This is a genomic window from Paraburkholderia phenazinium, from assembly GCF_900142845.1.
Taxonomy (GTDB): Bacteria; Pseudomonadota; Gammaproteobacteria; order Burkholderiales; family Burkholderiaceae; genus Paraburkholderia; species Paraburkholderia phenazinium_A.
This window is the reverse complement of record NZ_FSRU01000002.1, coordinates 509,172-525,863: the sequence shown is the minus strand read 5'-3', so window position 1 is coordinate 525,863 and position 16,692 is coordinate 509,172. Positions and strand designations below refer to the sequence as shown.

Here is a 16,692-nt window from a genome sequence, read left to right as displayed (position 1 = left end):
CTTACGGCGCGGGATTCGGCTGCTGTTCGTGCAAGGCGTCGATTTCCGCCAGCACTTCGGGCGACAACTTCACGTCCACGCTGGCGATGTTCTCCTTCAACTGCGCCAGCGAGGTTGCGCCGATCAGGTTGCTCGTCACGAACGGCCGGCTATTGACGAACGCCAGCGCGAATTGCGCGGGCGACAACCCATGCCGCTTCGCGAGTTGAACATAGCGGCTGGTCGCCTGCACCGCATGCGGCTTGCTGTAGCGCTGGAAGCGTTCGAACAGCGTGATGCGGGCGCCCTCGGGACGCGCGCCGCCCTCGTACTTGCCCGAGAGCCAGCCGAAAGCGAGCGGCGAGTACGCGAGCAGACCGATGCCGTCGCGATGGCTGTATTCCGACAGTCCCACTTCGAAGGTCCGGTTCAGCAAGCTGTACGGATTCTGGATGCTGACGATGCGCGGCAAGCCAAGCTTCTCCGCCGCGCGCAGGAACTGCGCGACACCCCAGGGCGTTTCGTTCGACACGCCGATATGGCGAATCTTGCCTTCCTTCACGAACCCGGCAAGCACCGACAGCGTTTCTTCGATCGGCACCGTATATGTATCCTCGACCCACGGATAGTTGCTGCGGCCGAACGTCATGGTGCTGCGATCGGGCCAGTGCAACTGGTACAGATCGACGTACTCGGTCTGCAGGCGCTTGAGACTGTCGTTGAGCGCCTCGGTGAGGTTCTTGCGGTCGAACTGATTGCCCTCGCCGCGAATATGGCGCGGGTTATGCGGTTGGCGCGCCGGCCCCGCAATCTTGGTGGCGAGCACGATCTTCTCGCGCGCGCTGCGATGCTGTGCGAGCCACGTGCCGATGCAGCGTTCGGTGGCGCCCTGCGTCTCGGGACGCGGCGGCACCGGATACATCTCGGCGGCGTCGATCAGCGTGACGCCATGATCGAGCGCATAGTCGATCTGCTCATGCGCTTCGCGTTCGGTGTTCTGCTCGCCCCAGGTCATCGTCCCGAGACCGATCAGGCTGACCTCGATGTCGCTGTTGCCTAGTCTGCGGTATTCCATCGCACTGTTCCCTGTTGTTTGTGTGAACGAAAGACGTCGAAGTTACCACGGCGGCGCAATGCCTGCAGCGCAGCTAAAATGCGGCTACCCCGCCGAGTTCGGCACCGCTCCATTCAACCCTCAAGCGATGAATCCGGAAAAACTTGAATTGCTGGTCACCCGCGTGATGCCCTATGGAAAATATAAAGGCCGCCTGATCGCGGATTTACCGGGACACTACCTCAACTGGTTTGCGAGCCAAGGTTTTCCACCCGGCGAAATCGGCCAATTGCTGGCGCTCATGCACGAGATCGATCACAACGGACTGAAATCGTTAATCGAACCGCTACGAAAACGTTAAACAGGAGGGTGAAGAACAGATAAGCCCGTGGCAGGCGGGTTCAGGCTTTCAGTTTTCCAAAATCGGTCGACAATCGCATCACTAAATCAATACAAAGTGAAAGCTGTCGAACGGGTTATTTCTCGTGTAAAAAAATCTAACTTTTTGTCGCTTGACCGGTGTGAGTCCATCGGTTGTAATCGGCAGCACTTGATCTGCTTCTCTCTGTTTCGCTCCGCTGATCTCGTATGCCTCTATGAACAATCCCAGTCTCATTCATCTGCTCGAATACATCGGTCACGACATGTCGCCCGTCTGGGCTGTCATCGCGTTCTTCGTGTTCGGCTATGTCATCGTGGGCCTGCCGCTGCACTTCCGCCAGGGCCCCGCCTCGCGCGACGTCTGGGGCACGGCCGCCGGCGTGACGATGGCCGCCGTGTATGCCGCGTTCCTCGTGTGCGTGTATCCGCTGTTGCAACACTCGCTGCATCTGCTGCCGCCCATCAGCATGACTCACTGAACGCCGCCGCGAGCGCGGCAAACGCCTCGCTCGCCGCACTCCGGTAAGCCCCGCTGCGCCGCAGAAGTACCGCCGTGCGGCGCGGCAACGCGGGTTTCAACGCGACCGGATGCAAGCCCTCGTGCTCGCGCGCGATCGCATCGGGCAACACGGTGGCGAGTTGTCCGCGCCGCACGATCTCCACCACCGCACTGAGCGAATTCACCTCGATCGCCACGCGCGGCGCGATGCGCTGTTGCCGGCAGTACAGATCGATGTAGCGACGCGTCGCAAACTCTCCGCTCAACAGCACCAATGACTCCCGCTCCATGTCCCGCACCGCCAATGGCGCCGTCTGCGCCGCGCAGCGATGGGCCGCGCCGACTACGAGGCTGAGCGTCTCGACGAACAGCACCTCGCTTTCGATATCCGGCGAACGGATCTCGTCGAACGCAATGCCGATGTCGAGCAGGTCGGCGGCCAGCGCCGCTTCGATGCGGTCCTGGGTGGTCTCCTCGAGATTCACCGTGATGCCCGGATAGCGTTCGTTGAAACGCGCCAGCAACGGGCCAATCAGATATGCCGTAAACGTGGGCGTGACGGCCAGCCGCAGCGTGCCGCGGCTCAGGTCCTGCACGTCGTCGATCGCGCGCCGGCCGGCATCGAGATCCTGCAACGCGCGCCGGGCGTGGCGCAGATACGCCTCGCCCGCATCGGTGACGCGCACCGTGCGGCCCGAACGGTCGAGCAGTTGCACGTGCAGCAGGTCCTCGAGCTGCCGGATCTGCTGCGACAGCGTGGGCTGCGAAACGTGCAGCGCCTCGGCCGCGCGCGTGAAGTTCTGGTGTTCCGCGACCGCCTGCAGATAGCGGATATGGCGTAGCAGCATAAAGACCCAACTATAGGTATGGCTTATTGGATCCATCATAATCCGGTCTTGGACCCTATAGCTAAACAGGTTCATCCTTTTGTTATCGCTGTGTGCCCGGAGAGACGCTCATGCAGAACATCATCAATGGCTTTCTGAAGTTTCAGCGGGAAGTCTTCCCCGCCCACTCTGCGCTGTTCAAGCGCCTCGCCAACAGCCAGAACCCCGGCGTGCTGTTCGTCACCTGCTCGGACAGCCGCGTGGTGCCGGAACTGCTGACGCAACACGAACCCGGCGACATGTTCGTGATCCGCAACGCCGGCAATATCGTGCCGTCCTATGGACCGGAACCGGGCGGCGTCTCGGCGACCGTCGAATATGCGGTCGCGGTGCTGGGCGTCACGGATATCGTCATCTGCGGGCATTCGGACTGCGGCGCGATGACGGCCATCTCGACCTGCATGTGCCTCGATCATCTGCCCGCGGTGGCGGCGTGGCTGCGGCACGCCGATTCGGCCAAGGCCGTGAACGCCGCCCGCCAGCATGCCTCGCCGCAGGCACGGCTCAATGCGCTGGTGCGCGACAACGTCGAAGCGCAGCTCGCCAACATCAAGACGCATCCGTCGGTGGCGGTGGCCCTCTCGCAGGGCAAGCTGAACCTGCACGGCTGGATCTACGACATCGAAAACGGCGCCGTCGACGCCATCGACGGCAGCGCGACCCCGCCGCGTTTCGTTTCGCTGGCGGCACATCCGGATGCGTGCGCGCTGCGGACCCATGTCGACAAGCCGGCCGGCGACGCTCAGGTGACTCAGGACACGTAGAGCACGCAAACCGGCTAGCACGACCGCAACGTTGGACACCCGTTTGGACACCCTTCCACGCAACCCACGAAAGGACTCACCATGCAAAGCCAAGTAAGCCAGGCTGCCCGCCTGCAACTGACCGACGCCATCATCGACGCGAAGCTGCGCAACAACCTGTCCTGGGAGGCGCTCGCCGAGGGCACCGGCCTGAGCCTCGCCTACGTGACCGCGGCCCTGCTCGGGCAACATGCGCTGCCTGCCGAGGCAGCCGAACGGGTCGGCAAGCGGCTCGAGCTCGACGCCGACGCGATCCGTCTGTTGCAGGCCGTGCCGATGCGCGGCAGCCTCGCCGAGCCGGTGCCGACCGATCCGACCGTCTACCGTTTCTACGAGATCGTGCAGGTCTACGGCACGACGCTGAAAGCGCTCGTGCACGAGCAGTTCGGCGACGGCATCATCAGCGCGGTCAACTTCAAGCTGGACATCAAGAAGGTGGACGATCCCGAGGGCGGCTCGCGGGCGGTTATCACGCTCGACGGCAAGTTCCTGCCTTACAAGCCGTTCTAACCCGCGACGGCCTGCGTCTCTATCTTTGTCTGTACATGGCCGCCGACGCGGCCATGGCATTGCCTCCGACCTCTCTGGTCACCTCCCCTCGCCGTCCCCGCCTGGCGCGCCGCTCCGTACAAACCCGATGTTGAGTCAGGCTCATACCTGAGATCAAAAAACATCAATTCTTCGGCAACGGCAACGAACAGCACAATCACGCTACACCGTCGATTGCGCAGCGTATTTCGATCGCGCGGCCACGATCAACTAGAAAAACATTCAGACAATATTTGGAGACAGCCATGCAATTCAGACACCTTCGCGCGGCATGCCTGAGCGTCGCCTTACTCGTAACCGGCACGGCTCACGCGGCCGACACCTGGTGCGGCGCGGGCAAGACCGTGCACTTCGCCGGCATCACGTGGGAGAGCGGTGCGTTCGCCACCGAAGTGCTGCGGCAGATTCTGGAGAAAGGCTACGGTTGCAAGACCGACGAGGTGCCGGGCAGCACCGCCGCCACCGAAACCGCGCTCGCGCACAACGACGTGCAGGTCTGGGCCGAACAATGGACCGGCCGCAGCGAGATCACCGCTAAGGCCGTGGCTGCGGGTAACGTCAAGCTGGTCGGCGATACGCTGCCGGGCGGCACCAAGGAAGGCTGGTTCGTGCCGGACTACGTCGTCAAGGGCGACCCCTCGCGCGGTATCAAGCCGTCGGCGCCGGGCCTTGTGGCCGTGAGCGATCTGCCGAAGTACAAGGATGTCTTCACGGACGACGAGGAACCCGGCAAGGGCCGCTTTCTCAACTGCCCGAGCGGCTGGGATTGCGAACGCGTCAACACGCGTCTCCTGAAGGTGCTCAAGCTCGACGATTCGTACACGAACTTCCGCCCCGGCACGGGCGCCGCGCTCGATGCGGCGATTGCGTCGGCTTATACGCGCGGCAAACCGATCCTGTTCTACTACTGGGGACCGGCTGCGCTGATGGCCAAGTACAAGCTCACCGAACTGAAGATGCCGCCGTACAACGCCGATTGCTGGAAGACGCTGCGTGACGAGAGCAGCACGTCGCAGTGCGCGTCGTCATACATGGTCTCGCACGTGACGGTGGGCGTCTCGACGCCCTTCTACAACGACGATCCGCAGTTGATGGAACTGTTCACCAAGGTCAAGTTCCCGATGGACTTCCTGAACGAAACCATCCTCGACATGAGCGTGAAGAAGGTCGACGGCAGCACCATGGCTACGCAATTCCTGCGCACGCATCCGGAGATGTGGAAGCAGTGGGTGCCCGCCGACGTCGCGTCGAAGATCCAGGCCTCGCTCGCAGGCGCCTGATCTGCGACGACGTCGCGACGCTTTGGGCTTGGGCTGAACGGATGGCGTTTGACGCCGTCCGTTCAGGCGCATCGGAGGTTTGATCATGCATTCGTTTTTCCTGCACCTGTCGATTGCCGACTGGGTCAACGACGCGGTTCAGTCGTTCGTCACCCAGTACGGCGACAGCTTTCATAACTTCAGCATCGCGCTGCTGCGCTATCTGCTGGTGCCGCTCGAAGGCGCGTTGCGCGCGACGCCCCCGTGGCTGATCCTGCTTGTGGTAGGCGCGATTACGTGGAATGCGACGCGGCGGCTCGGTATCGCCGGCTTCTTCGTCCTGCTGCTTTACGCGATCGGCTGCTTCGGCCTGTGGGACAAGCTGATGGAGACGCTCGCGCTGATGCTGGTGGCCACCGTGCTCTCCGTCGCGCTCGGCGTGCCGTTGGGTATCTTCACCTCGCGCAGCGCATGGCTGCGGCGCATCCTGCTGCCGGTGCTCGACATCATGCAGACGCTGCCGAGCTTCGTGTACCTGATCCCCGTGCTGATGCTGTTCGGCCTCGGCAAGGTGCCCGCGATTCTCGCCACCATCATCTATGCGCTGCCGCCGCTGATCCGTCTGACCGATCTCGGCATCCGTCATGTGGATGCAGACGTGGTCGAAGCCGCGCGCGCATTCGGCACGACGCGCTGGCAATTGCTGGTCAACGTGCAGTTGCCGCTCGCACGCCCCAGCATCATGGCCGGCATCAACCAGACCACGATGATGGCGCTGTCGATGGTGGTGATCGCCTCGATGATCGGCGCACGTGGGCTCGGTGAGGATGTGCTGGCGGGGATTCAGACGCTCGACGTCGGCAAGGGCACGCAGGCGGGCATTGCGATCGTGATCCTGGCGATTGTGATCGACCGGATCAGCCAGGGGTATGGACAGGATCGTCGTACGCGGCGTCTGCTGGCGTTGCGCAGGAAGGCGAAGGCGGTGTCGCGCGTGCCGTACAAGGTCGCGGCTACCGAAGCCGGGGCGGATGAGGCCAACAGCGAGGCTCATGCCGCTCAGGGCGGGCTTGAAACCCGCGCGGCGAAGTAATCGTCAGGAAAGCAGAGAAGCGCTCAGGAGAATGACATGGCAGCGATAGAAGTCAGACACGTCTACAAGCTGTTCGGCCCCGAGACCGGGCATGCACGCGTGCTCGACCTGCTCAAAAGCGGCAAGGGCAAGGCCGACGTGCTCGCGCAAACCGGCTGCAACGTCGGACTGAACGACGTGAGCCTGAACATCGGCTCAGGCGAGATTTACGTGATCATGGGCCTCTCAGGCTCCGGCAAGTCCACGCTCGTGCGCCACTTCAACCGGCTGATCGAGCCGACCGCGGGCGAGATCGTGATCGACGGTTCGGACGTCATCAAGCTGAACCCGCAGGGCCTGCGCGAACTGCGCCGCTACAAGGTCAGCATGGTGTTCCAGAACTTCGGACTGCTGCCGCACCAGACCGTGCTCGACAACACCGCGTATGCGCTGCGCACGCGCGGCGAAGGCAAGGCCGAAGCGAACGAGAAGGCGCGCACGTGGCTCGGCAAGGTGGGCCTGAACGGCTACGGCGAGCACTATCCGGACGAGCTGTCCGGCGGCATGCGCCAGCGCGTGGGCCTTGCCCGCGCGCTCGCCGCCGATACCGACGTACTGCTGATGGACGAAGCGTTTTCCGCGCTCGATCCGCTGATCCGCACGGAAATGCAGGACCAGTTGCTGCAGTTGCAGGCGACGCTGAACAAGACCATCGTGTTCATCACGCACGATCTGGATGAGGCGCTGCGCATCGGCAACCGCATCGCGATCCTGAGAGACGGGACGCTGGTGCAGGAAGGCACGCCGGACGAGATTCTCACGCGTCCCGCCGACGATTATGTGCGGCGTTTCGTGGAGCGGCGCGCGGGCGTGCATTGAAGCGAGCGCTGCCACCCATGGGCGCGCCAGCACACTCCACGACGCGGACGGTCGCACGGCAGGACCCGCGCGGCGAGCAACGCGCGCATGTGCGCCCGTGCGCCCTCACCGCGACCCAGTCCTCCTACCAGCCCGCCGCCTTCGGCAAATGCCAGCCGAACACGACGGCCATCATCCGCAACGCGAAGCACGCCACCCCGCCCACCACCGCGGCCCAGCCGGGCGGCACGCCGGCGCGGCGCGCGACTATCACCACCAACGCGCCAAAAAAGGCCGCCGTCGCGTAGATATCGGCGCGTAGCACCAGCGGCACGCGCGCCAGCAGAATGTCGCGGATCACCCCGCCGCCGACCCCGGTCACCGTCCCCATCAGCATCGCGACAAACGGACGGATCTCGAAGAGAAGCGCTTTCTCCACGCCGGCCACGGCGAAGAGCGCAAGCCCCGCGGCATCGACCACCGTGACCAGCAGGTCCGGTACCGGCTGGGCCAGCGAGTGAAACAGGAAGGTCAGCAGGCCCGCTGCGAACGTCAGGGCCGGATAACGCCAGTCGCGAATCGCGCTCGGCGGCGTGGCGCCCAGCAGCAGGTCGCGAATCACGCCGCCGCCGAGCGCGGCGACGAACGATACGACCATCACCCCTAGCAGATCGAGCCCGCCGCGCATCGCGCTGACCGCCCCTTCGACCGCGAAGACGAACGTGCCGGCCATATCGGCCGCCCAGATGACGGCCTCGACGTTTGGCCTGGTTTTGCTGATGGACAGTGTTGGCATCGGCCCGTTACCTCTCCCCTCGTTTGAGTTGTCGAAAGGTATAGCGGAAACGGGACGAAGGGGGAAACTTTTTGTGCGGGCGTAGAAGGCCGGCAGCAGCGCCTGACGTCCTCGCGCAACCTAGTGGCGAGGACGCGCGCGCAACGCCCGTTGCATGGGCTTATCCAGCAGCCCGCTTGCGTTCAGCCTCCAGCAACGCCGGACCCAGCCCGTCGTACAGCGGCTGAATCAGCTCCGCAGCCGGGCGCCAGCGTTCCAGCGACGTGCGAAACAGCGGCTTGCGCACCTGCGATGCGCTGGCGGTATTGACCTGGCGTTCGGTCTGATGGAAGGCGAGACAGCGCTCGTCCCAGTCGAGCCCGCAGTGCGCCAGCATGCGGCGAACGTTGCCCTCGAGATCGTCGACGAGGTCTTCGTACTGCACCTCGATCATCACGCCTTCGGGCAGCGCCTCGCGCCAGTGCGTCATCAACGCATCGTACGCACGGTAATAGCGGCCCAGTTCGCCGAGGTCGTAGCCGAACGGGACGTCCTGGAAAATCCGCGAAAAAATCGACAGGCAGATTTCCACCGGCGAGCGTCGGCTATGAATAAAGCGTGCATTCGGCAACGCAAGATGGATCAGGCCGACGTTGATGAAGTTGAACGGATACTTGTCGGTAATGCGCAGGTAGCGCGCCGCATCCGGCACCTCGATGCCGATCCGGCGCACGTAGTCGGCGCCGAGCGGGGCCAGTTGCGCCGCGGTGGCGTGACGCATCGCATCGAAGTTGAGCTTGCTCTGGTCGGCCTCGCTGCGCGCGAGGGCCGCCACCAACGCCTTGCCGAAATCCGGCCGCTCGCCCGCGCCGAAAACCTGCGGATGGCTCGCCAGAATCTGCTCGATCAGCGTCGACCCGGAACGCGGCATCCCGACAATGAACACCGGCGACGCGGAAGGATCGCCCAGCCCGCGCTTGTCCTTCAACACGTCCGCGTTCAGTAACCCGGGCATATGGCCGAACAGGTCCAGCGTCATCGCTTCGTTGTAGCCGACGCTGCGCCGATGCAGCGCATTGCCCTTGAGCAGATGCTCGAACGAGCGATCGTTCTGGCCGAGATCGGCCAGCGCGTGCCCCATGGCGAAATGCAACTGGGCCTGATTGTCCGGCGTCATCGCATCGGCATGCTGCGCCAGTTTTTGCAGCGAGACGAAGCAGGGATCGTCGAGCGTCATGCGCTTCGACTGAACGAAATTGCGGTAGTACACCATGCTCTGCGGCGCAATCTCGATGGCGCGACGGTAGGCCTCGTGCGCCTCGTCGAAACGTCCAAGCGATTGCAGGCAGTTCGCCATGTTGTTGTACGAGCCGTCGACGAGCTTGCCCAGTTGCACCGCTCGCCGGTAGCTCGCCACCGCCTCGTCCAGCCGGTGCATCTGCTCGAGGATCCAGCCGAGGTTGTGATGGATATCCGCGTTGTTGGGATCGAGCGCCTCCGCTTGCCGGTAGCGCTCCAGTGCCTCCGGAAAACGCTCCATTCTGACGAGCGTCGAGCCGAGGTTGTTGTAGACGCCGGGGTCGGCGGGACGCGCGAGGCGAACCTTTTCAAAACAGGCGAGCGCGGTCTCGAACTCGCCGCGTTCGGCGCAGGCGTTGCCGCGGGCGAACCAGTCGTCCGCTGTTGCCGGCTGTGTATCGTGCGTCATGGACGGCCAGAAATCGTGACTAAAAAAGCTGAAAGAGGCTGCGTACGGCACGTATGAGCCGGACGCGGTAATCGTTCATGCCGAACTTAACAGGAACGCGCCGCAACTTGATTTCAAAATTTCACGAACCGTTACATTTGAGAAGGCTACGTAAGGAATCGCAGACTCGCGGTTTCGCGAGCCGTGCGACGGCAAGCGAAAGTGCTAGCATGAATTGAGTAACCCGACGGAGACGGCCATGTCGAAGTCATTGAGTCCGGAAGCCATCGAGGCGTTGCGACGTCTGAACGACGTCGGCGTCGGCCAGCTTGCGCCGCCGCTTTCTGCCACCATCACTGCGGAGCTGCTCGAACAGGGGCTCGCCGCGGAGGCAGCGGGAGGCGATGTCGAGATCACCTGCAACGGCCGGCAGTATTTGTCTGGCGATTGCGACTGACGCGGCGACGCGAGTCGAGCGAGGATGAGGAGCGTGAGAAGTTCGCTCGCGGGGAAGGTGTGTGCCTTGCGTAGTGGAGCGTCTCACCGTTCACCGGGTGGCGGGGCACAAGGAGACAGGCAAACCTACGCCCCGTCGCATAAGCGAAAACGCCGAAGCGTGCGGGCAATGGCCCGGACACTCCGGCGTTTTCAGCGGACGTTCGTGACGAACGCCCGGCACGGGCTCGCTTAGTTCGCTTGCGAAGCGGCGACCGGCTGGCGGTTACCCGATTGCGACGACGGTGCGTTCACGCCACCGTATGCGTTAGCATCGGCATTGGCGCGTTCAGCTGCAACCGTCTGTGCGTTCTGGCCTTGTTGCGACGCAGGTGCGCCAACAGCCGGACGATAGAACGGTGCCGGGCCGTAGCCGCTAGCAAAAGCGGGAGCGGCAAGCGTAGCGGAAGCGGCAACCAACAGGGCGGCAAGAAGCGTGTTCTTCATGATGACTCCAATAAGCGTTTCGGACTTCGGTTCAGGAAGACGTCGCAACAGTGACCGAGCCGGTTTGTCTGCAACGCTGATGGAATCAGTGTATTCCCTTACTATCAAGAATTTGTATCGATAATCCGAAATTACTTTTCTCCTGCCTGAAACAATCGGTAAGGGGCTTTTCTGGCGCGGGAAACAATGGGGTCAAGGCCGCTTAAATAGGCCATGGGGGCGTTTTTCTTCCGGCCCTACTTTGATTTGTCATAGGCCGGCGACTCTGCCGGTTTCCGGCTTCCAGCGCCGGCCGTAAGCCGCCCCGCCAGCTTGCGGTAAAATCGCAGTTTGATTCATGCCGCCGGCCGTCCCTCATGTCCCTCGCTCTTCCCGCCAATCCCCGTCGCGTCTCGGTTGCCCCGATGATGGACTGGACCGATCGTCACTGCCGGTCGCTGCATCGCGTGCTGTCGCGCCACACGTGGCTCTATACGGAGATGGTGACCACCGGCGCGCTGCTGCATGGCGATGTGCCCCGGCATCTGGCGTTCACGCCGCAGGAAGCGCCGGTCGCGTTGCAACTGGGCGGCAGCGAACCCGACGACCTCGCCCGCTCGGCCAGACTCGGCGAACAGTGGGGCTACGACGAAATCAACCTGAATTGCGGCTGCCCGTCGGAGCGCGTGCAGCGCGGTGCATTCGGTGCGTGCCTGATGAACGAACCGCAGCTCGTCGCCGATTGCGTCAAGGCGATGCGCGATGCCGTATCGGTGCCGGTGACCGTGAAGCATCGGATCGGCGTCGATGCGGTAGAGGGATATGGCTTCGTGCGCGACTTCGTCGGCACGATTGCGGACGCGGGTTGCGAAGTGTTCGTCGTGCATGCGCGCAATGCGATTCTGAAAGGCCTGAGCCCGAAAGAGAATCGCGAGATCCCGCCGCTCAAGTACGACTTCGCCTATCAGTTAAAGCGCGATTTTCCGCAACTCGAGATCATCATCAACGGCGGCATCAAGACCCTCGACGAGGTCGAACTGCATTTGCAGCACGTCGACGGCGTGATGTTGGGTCGCGAGGCTTATCACAACCCTTATGTGCTGGCCGACGTCGATGCGCGCTTTTATGGCTCGACGCAGGCTGCGCTGACGCGCGAGCAGGTCGAAGCGAAGCTGATCGAATACTGTGCGGCCGAACTTGCGCGCGGCACGTTCCTCGGCTCCATTACGCGTCATGCGCTGGGGCTGTATCGCGGCGTAGCCGGTGCGCGTGGATGGCGGCGCGTGCTCTCCGACAACAAGAAACTGGCGGCGCGCGATCTCGCTATTTTCGACGAAGCAAGACAGCATCTGCGTGAGCCCGCCGAAATCTTTGAATAAAGGGCTAGGCAAACGCAAATCATGTTTGTATAATCTCGCTTCTTGATCGGCAAGCCAGTTCATGGCAAGCCAAGCAGATGTTCCAGTGGTGGCTGTAGCTCAGTTGGTAGAGTCCAGGATTGTGATTCCTGTCGTCGTGGGTTCGAGTCCCATCAGCCACCCCAATCCCCATAAGCTTCTCCGCGTTAGCACCCCCTCACTAATTACAACTTTTGGAAGATGAGATTCCAAATTTTGGAAGATGAGCGGCAATCGATAAGCCCGCTGCTCGCGGGCCTTTTTATTTCCGGCAACGATTTCGTAAAGTCCTAAGCTGGGCGAGTAGATGTTGCGTTGCCAGCCAACTGTGCGACAATTTAATCAATGAAAAGCCGATCTTCCGCGGCGGCGCTTCGCGCAGAAGGTCATCAACCGACGGGCGCCCTATGGCAGTTTTCATGATCGTACCGACATCCGATCCAGCGAAGCTGGACACGGCGATTCAGCAACAGTTCTCGAGCGATGCTCTTAAGCTGCCGAGAGGCGAGTGGCTTGTTAAATTTACTGGTACAACACAGGAGCTATCGAGCCAGCTAAATATTACGAATGGCGAGTCGGGTAGTGCGGTGGTCGTGGGGATCTTGAACTACTTCGGGCACGCACCGACCAACATCTGGGAATGGCTCCAGTCCCGGTGGGGGTAACGATGGCGCGACCTCCTCAATCACAACAAGCGATTTCGAGCGCGCCGACGGAATTGCCAAGCGCTGCCCCGCCTATGATTGACCACAGCTTTACGCTGCAGGCCGTCATGGATCTGCAGAAACAAACGGGGAAGTTCGAGCATGCTATCGGCGATTTGAAGGCAAAGATCGAGCAACAGGACATCGCCGCTCTGCGCGAGCGGCTCGCGAAAATTGAAAGTAGCTTGGGGCACGTTGCCAGCCAAAAGGACGTCTCCACCCTAGAAGCGACACTCGTTAAGTGGATGGTGGCGACCGCGCTCGCCGTTGCGGCAATAATAGTGGCCGCACTAAAGCTGCTGCATTGAAAGCAAAAGCCCGCTCTTTCGCGGGCTTTTTTGTGTCTATCGGGTAGCTCGTACCTTCCGCTGGCGCCGGCGATCGTACGTCTTGTTCACCATCCGCTCGTCCGAGTGCCCCGTCGCATCGATAATCTTCGTATCACCCTCCTCTTTTCGGTCCGTGACAGCAGCTGGCCGCATGTCTCGCAGAGCGAACCGCTCGAACGTGATTTCGCGCTTCAACGCCTCCTTCTCGCAGTAGTCCATCAGCCGCGTCCAGATCGTGTTCCAGCCGCTGCGCGTATAGACCTGCCCCGCCGTGTTGCCGAACACATAGATGCCACTTGTGCGCTGAAGCGCCAGCGCCTCTTCGATAACCGACTTCAATTCCGGTGACCAAAGCACCAGTTTTTCGCGCTCCGACTGACCTCGCTTGCGTTTCCCGATAGGGACGACAACGCCCTCATCGGTAATCGACTGGCGCCGCAATTCGCGCATTTCCTGCGGCCGGCTAACGGTCAAGTACGCGGTCTGCACGCAGAGTGCAAGGATCAGGTAACTTGAACTCGCATGCTTGTCACCAACGCTGCGGCGCTGCCTTGCGATCTCCACGGCCAGCTCGACCTCGTGCGGGCTGACGTATCGGTTGCGCGGTTTGGTGATGTTGTATTCGATGCCTTTGCACGGGTTCACCTCGAGCTCACCGCGGCGACGACCTTAACCTTGCATGGAACAACGACACAGCTCGCTGGGACGGATCTGGCCGCGATCTGCCGTTGCGTCGTATCGACTGGGTAATCGTCGGTGGTGAAAGTGGCCGCGACGCGCGGCCGATGCATCCTGACTGGCCACGATCACTGCGAAATCAGTGCGAAGCTGCTGGTACCCGCTTCTTCTTCAAACAGCACGGCGAATGGGCCCCCGGATCTGGCGACTTCGGTGCCGGGCGCTTCGCAACGGCCGCGATTGCGCTCGACGGCCGAGTCGTCGCCGGCGGATACGACAAAGCCGGTTACCCACCGGACGCAACGAGCGCCGACGGATGGGCGATGGTGCATCGCGCTGGCAAGAAAGCTGCTGGCCGCCAGTTGGACGGCCGCAAGCACGACGAATTTCCACGAGGCATTCGATGAGCAGAATCACTCGAATTCGGAATTATGGATTGCTAGCTGACCCGGCCTCGCACACGAAGCGGCGACAATGTGAGCAATTCCGGCACGGCAATATCTCGCCCCGACCAATAGACATGGGCGATTTTCTCGGCCCAGTCCAGAAAGCTTTCATTGCGCGGATAGCCGGTGCCGTAGTTGATCGCGTTGAAGTCCGCTATATGGCGTATAGCGTTCGGATCGACCAATTCAACCTCATGCAGGAAAAGACTGGGCGAAATGTTGTGGCTGGCCGTCGCCTTGTCCAGATAGGCAAACGAACAGTCAAATCGGCTTGGCAGATTCGCAAACTGTTCCTGTCGAACCCGCTCGAGAATGAGTTCTCTTGCGAGCTTCCACCCGTTCAAAGCTCCCTGCTGCGATCCGTCGTCAAAAACATAGTTTCGATAGCCGGCGCCGAAATGGCCCCCGCCAAGAAGTTCACCGGCTGCGTGGGGGCGCCGAGCTACGTAGTAGTAGATCGATTGCATCGTCCTGTTGTCCTTGAGTTGGATATCCTCAGATTATGAAGGCACTTTCTATCCGCCAGTCGTGGGCGTGGCTGATCGTCAACGGCCACAAGGACATCGAAAGCCGCTCCTGGTCGACGAAGTTTCGCGGCCGCGTGCTAATCCACGCCGGTAAGGAAATGACCGACGCGGAGTTCGAGGACGCCGCCATGTCCATCGCTATGTTCCGCCCGATCGATCCGCTGCCGCTCGGCGAAATGGTGAGGGCACCGCGCGGCGGCATTGTCGGCGTGGCCACGATCACGGATTGCGTGCCGCCGGCGCGGCGCACCTCGGCGTGGCATGTCGAGGGCGCATTCGGCTTCCAGATCGCCGACGCCCGCCCGCTGCCGCTCATCTCGTGCAAAGGAGCGCTCAGTTTCTTCAACGTGCCCGTCGACGTCGCCACCCAGTTGCGCCAGATGCATGACCTCGGAGCAATCAAGTGATCGAAACCAAATCGCTGGCCGACCAACTGCCTGATGAAATTGCGCGCGTAACGAAGATCCTTGGCCACTATGTCGCGATCGGCCCCGCCGGCGCGCCGGGTGCCCTGATGATCCGTACCTCGCTCGACCTCGCGACCCGGGCGCTCGCACGAGGCGACGTCGTCGCGATGATCCAGGCACTCGAGGATCTGAAGGGATACAAATCATGAGCGACTATCTCACCGCGGGGGAGTTGGCCGACCTCGTCGGCTGCAAGCCGAACCAACGCGCGGCCATGACGCAATGGCTGCGTGACAACCACTGGCGATTCGTCGTCGACAAGAACGGGCTACCTAAGGTCGCGCGCGTGTATCGCGACCAGAAGTTAGGCCTGTCCGCAGAACCCAAGACAGCAAAATTCGATGCCTCGCCAAACCGCCAAGCCTTCGTCTGACAGAGAAGCCGCCACGAACGAGCAAACGGGCGTCGATCGCCTGTATAAGCGCTTCGGCAAGCGGAAGGTCTCGTTTTGGTACAAATATCCAGACGGCCGTAGCGAGACGTTCGCGACGGCCACGCGCGGCGATCGCCAGGGCACGGCCAACGCCGAACGCATCGCGAAGCGCAAGGCGCTCGATATACAGGCTGGGGAGATTATTGCCGGCTCGGTGGCCGACATGATTGACCGCTTCCGCGACGACATAGACCCGACGCACTACCGGGACCAGTCGCCGGAAGGCAAATCCGTGCGGAAAGGAGCGTATGAGAGGCTGACTCTGTTCTTCGGCCGCATGTCGCCGGCGAAGCTCGAGACCACGCACGGCTATCAGTTTCTGGACGACCGTGCGAAGGCCGGTGCGCCAATCGGCGCGAACAAGGACATGGCGCTAATGCAGACGATCTGCCATTACGCCATTCGCTGGGGGGTGATGAGGAGCAACCCGTTCGTTGAACTGGTAAAGAGCCACCAGTTGGCCGAGGCCTTCGTCCCTCCAGCATCTGTCGACGGTTTCCCGGTAGTGGTCGATCTTCTCGAACAAATCGCGGAGCCGAATGACCTCCAGGACCGTACGGCGCACGAGTTCGTCATCGGACGTTCGATAGAGCTCGCGTAGTCGTTCGGTCGTCGGGGAAGCGAAATCAGGGAGAGGGCATTTGGGCATTTCTCGCCCTTAAAGCGCTGTATGGATGAACAGTATATTGCATCCCGCGCTCGCGCGCTCTTTTATACACACAAATACACATTTTTATTGCTATACTCCGAGCTAGTGTGTATATTTACACACAAGACATGCGGAGGAGCGATGAACTCATCAAAGCTGATCCGGGTGCTCGAAGAGGATGGATGGTATGAGGTGAGAGTTACCGGCAGCCACCACCACTTTAAACACGCTGAAAAGAAGGGCCTTGTGACGGTGCCCCACCCGAAAAAGGATCTTCCAATTGGCACAGTAAAGAGCATCCTGAAATCCGCCGGTCTTGATTGACCGGCGGTTTTTCA

The 16,692-nt window shown here is 61.8% G+C and carries 22 protein-coding genes, 1 tRNA gene and 1 pseudogene; 17 read left to right on the top strand and 7 right to left on the bottom strand.

Features of this window, described 5'->3' with window-relative positions; translation table 11 throughout:
- Position 1: 1 nt before the first annotated feature.
- Complete coding sequence (locus tag BUS12_RS19455; RefSeq protein WP_074298392.1) at positions 2-1,054, bottom strand: NADP(H)-dependent aldo-keto reductase; 1,053 nt, start codon at positions 1,052-1,054, stop codon at positions 2-4.
- 127 nt (positions 1,055-1,181) lie between these two features.
- Here BUS12_RS19455 and BUS12_RS19450 point away from each other — a divergent pair, with 127 nt between their 5' ends.
- Positions 1,182-1,394, top strand: a complete 213-nt coding sequence (locus BUS12_RS19450; protein ID WP_074301589.1) for a DUF3820 family protein — start codon at positions 1,182-1,184, stop codon at positions 1,392-1,394.
- A gap of 235 nt (positions 1,395-1,629) precedes the next feature.
- Complete coding sequence (locus BUS12_RS19445; RefSeq protein ID WP_074298390.1) at positions 1,630-1,893, top strand: hypothetical protein; 264 nt, start codon at positions 1,630-1,632, stop codon at positions 1,891-1,893.
- Here the strand turns inward: BUS12_RS19445 and cynR are convergent.
- Positions 1,877-2,761, bottom strand: a complete 885-nt coding sequence (gene cynR / locus BUS12_RS19440) for a transcriptional regulator CynR (RefSeq protein WP_074298389.1) — start codon at positions 2,759-2,761, stop codon at positions 1,877-1,879. The genes BUS12_RS19445 and cynR overlap by 17 nt on opposite strands.
- A 110-nt stretch (positions 2,762-2,871) precedes the next feature.
- Between cynR and BUS12_RS19435 the strand changes: the two genes are divergently transcribed.
- The 5 genes from BUS12_RS19435 (at position 2,872) to BUS12_RS19415 (ending at position 7,362) form a co-directional block, all read left to right on the top strand.
- A complete protein-coding gene (locus BUS12_RS19435; RefSeq protein WP_074298387.1) occupies positions 2,872-3,564 on the top strand; it encodes a carbonic anhydrase in 693 nt (230 codons plus the stop codon).
- A gap of 81 nt (positions 3,565-3,645) precedes the next feature.
- The gene (cynS, locus tag BUS12_RS19430) at positions 3,646-4,113 is read left to right on the top strand and encodes a cyanase (RefSeq protein ID WP_074298385.1); all 468 of its coding nucleotides are present in this window, start codon (positions 3,646-3,648) and stop codon (positions 4,111-4,113) included.
- Between the two features lie 284 nt (positions 4,114-4,397).
- Positions 4,398-5,432: an ABC transporter substrate-binding protein gene (locus BUS12_RS19425; RefSeq protein WP_074298383.1), complete on the top strand. Its 1,035-nt coding sequence runs from the start codon at positions 4,398-4,400 to the stop codon at positions 5,430-5,432.
- Between the two features lie 85 nt (positions 5,433-5,517).
- A complete protein-coding gene (locus tag BUS12_RS19420; protein WP_074298381.1) occupies positions 5,518-6,504 on the top strand; it encodes an ABC transporter permease in 987 nt (328 codons plus the stop codon).
- Positions 6,505-6,540: 36 nt separating this feature from the next.
- Positions 6,541-7,362: a quaternary amine ABC transporter ATP-binding protein gene (locus BUS12_RS19415; RefSeq protein WP_074298380.1), complete on the top strand. Its 822-nt coding sequence runs from the start codon at positions 6,541-6,543 to the stop codon at positions 7,360-7,362.
- A gap of 124 nt (positions 7,363-7,486) precedes the next feature.
- Here BUS12_RS19415 and BUS12_RS19410 read toward each other — a convergent pair whose 3' ends face one another.
- Entirely contained in the window at positions 7,487-8,137 is a 651-nt protein-coding gene (locus BUS12_RS19410; protein WP_074298378.1) for a trimeric intracellular cation channel family protein, read from the bottom strand.
- A 160-nt stretch (positions 8,138-8,297) separates the two neighbouring features.
- Entirely contained in the window at positions 8,298-9,824 is a 1,527-nt protein-coding gene (locus BUS12_RS19405; RefSeq protein ID WP_074298376.1) for a tetratricopeptide repeat-containing sulfotransferase family protein, read from the bottom strand.
- A 238-nt stretch (positions 9,825-10,062) separates the two neighbouring features.
- Here BUS12_RS19405 and BUS12_RS19400 point away from each other — a divergent pair, with 238 nt between their 5' ends.
- Positions 10,063-10,260: a hypothetical protein gene (locus BUS12_RS19400; protein ID WP_074298374.1), complete on the top strand. Its 198-nt coding sequence runs from the start codon at positions 10,063-10,065 to the stop codon at positions 10,258-10,260.
- Positions 10,261-10,490: 230 nt separating this feature from the next.
- Here the strand turns inward: BUS12_RS19400 and BUS12_RS19395 are convergent, their stop codons facing one another.
- Positions 10,491-10,745 carry a hypothetical protein gene (locus BUS12_RS19395; protein ID WP_074298372.1) on the bottom strand — a complete coding sequence of 85 codons (255 nt, stop codon included), beginning with the start codon at positions 10,743-10,745 and terminating at the stop codon, positions 10,491-10,493.
- Between the two features lie 356 nt (positions 10,746-11,101).
- Here BUS12_RS19395 and dusA point away from each other — a divergent pair, with 356 nt between their 5' ends.
- The 3 genes from dusA to BUS12_RS19375 all read left to right on the top strand — a co-directional run bounded on the left by dusA (position 11,102) and on the right by BUS12_RS19375 (position 13,133).
- Complete coding sequence (gene dusA, locus BUS12_RS19390; RefSeq protein ID WP_074298370.1) at positions 11,102-12,103, top strand: tRNA dihydrouridine(20/20a) synthase DusA; 1,002 nt, start codon at positions 11,102-11,104, stop codon at positions 12,101-12,103.
- Positions 12,104-12,191: 88 nt separating this feature from the next.
- Positions 12,192-12,267, top strand: a tRNA-His gene (locus BUS12_RS19385).
- A gap of 626 nt (positions 12,268-12,893) precedes the next feature.
- A complete protein-coding gene (locus BUS12_RS19375) occupies positions 12,894-13,133 on the top strand; it encodes a hypothetical protein (RefSeq protein WP_143788407.1) in 240 nt (79 codons plus the stop codon).
- 36 nt (positions 13,134-13,169) lie between these two features.
- Here the strand turns inward: BUS12_RS19375 and BUS12_RS19370 are convergent, their stop codons facing one another.
- Positions 13,170-13,799 carry a tyrosine-type recombinase/integrase gene (locus tag BUS12_RS19370; protein WP_074298365.1) on the bottom strand — a complete coding sequence of 210 codons (630 nt, stop codon included), beginning with the start codon at positions 13,797-13,799 and terminating at the stop codon, positions 13,170-13,172.
- 83 nt (positions 13,800-13,882) lie between these two features.
- On the opposite strand from BUS12_RS19370, the pseudogene BUS12_RS19365 reads away from it, so the two are divergent.
- Positions 13,883-14,239, top strand: a pseudogene (locus BUS12_RS19365) (DUF5131 family protein); the annotation flags it as partial.
- Positions 14,240-14,271: 32 nt separating this feature from the next.
- Here the strand turns inward: BUS12_RS19365 and BUS12_RS19360 are convergent.
- A complete protein-coding gene (locus tag BUS12_RS19360) occupies positions 14,272-14,745 on the bottom strand; it encodes a DUF2441 domain-containing protein (protein WP_143788406.1) in 474 nt (157 codons plus the stop codon).
- A gap of 35 nt (positions 14,746-14,780) precedes the next feature.
- On the opposite strand from BUS12_RS19360, the gene BUS12_RS19355 reads away from it, so the two are divergent.
- From BUS12_RS19355 to BUS12_RS19335, 5 genes are all read left to right on the top strand, one after another.
- Positions 14,781-15,212, top strand: a complete 432-nt coding sequence (locus BUS12_RS19355; protein WP_074298362.1) for an ASCH domain-containing protein — start codon at positions 14,781-14,783, stop codon at positions 15,210-15,212.
- Positions 15,209-15,421: a hypothetical protein gene (locus BUS12_RS19350; protein WP_074298361.1), complete on the top strand. Its 213-nt coding sequence runs from the start codon at positions 15,209-15,211 to the stop codon at positions 15,419-15,421. The genes BUS12_RS19355 and BUS12_RS19350 overlap by 4 nt, the downstream gene beginning before the upstream one ends.
- Complete coding sequence (locus BUS12_RS19345) at positions 15,418-15,645, top strand: DUF4224 domain-containing protein (RefSeq protein ID WP_074298358.1); 228 nt, start codon at positions 15,418-15,420, stop codon at positions 15,643-15,645. Before BUS12_RS19350 ends, BUS12_RS19345 begins: the two co-directional genes overlap by 4 nt.
- Positions 15,614-16,306 carry a hypothetical protein gene (locus BUS12_RS19340; protein ID WP_074298356.1) on the top strand — a complete coding sequence of 231 codons (693 nt, stop codon included), beginning with the start codon at positions 15,614-15,616 and terminating at the stop codon, positions 16,304-16,306. The genes BUS12_RS19345 and BUS12_RS19340 overlap by 32 nt, the downstream gene beginning before the upstream one ends.
- A gap of 189 nt (positions 16,307-16,495) precedes the next feature.
- Entirely contained in the window at positions 16,496-16,678 is a 183-nt protein-coding gene (locus BUS12_RS19335) for a type II toxin-antitoxin system HicA family toxin (RefSeq protein WP_074298354.1), read from the top strand.
- Positions 16,679-16,692: the final 14 nt, after the last annotated feature.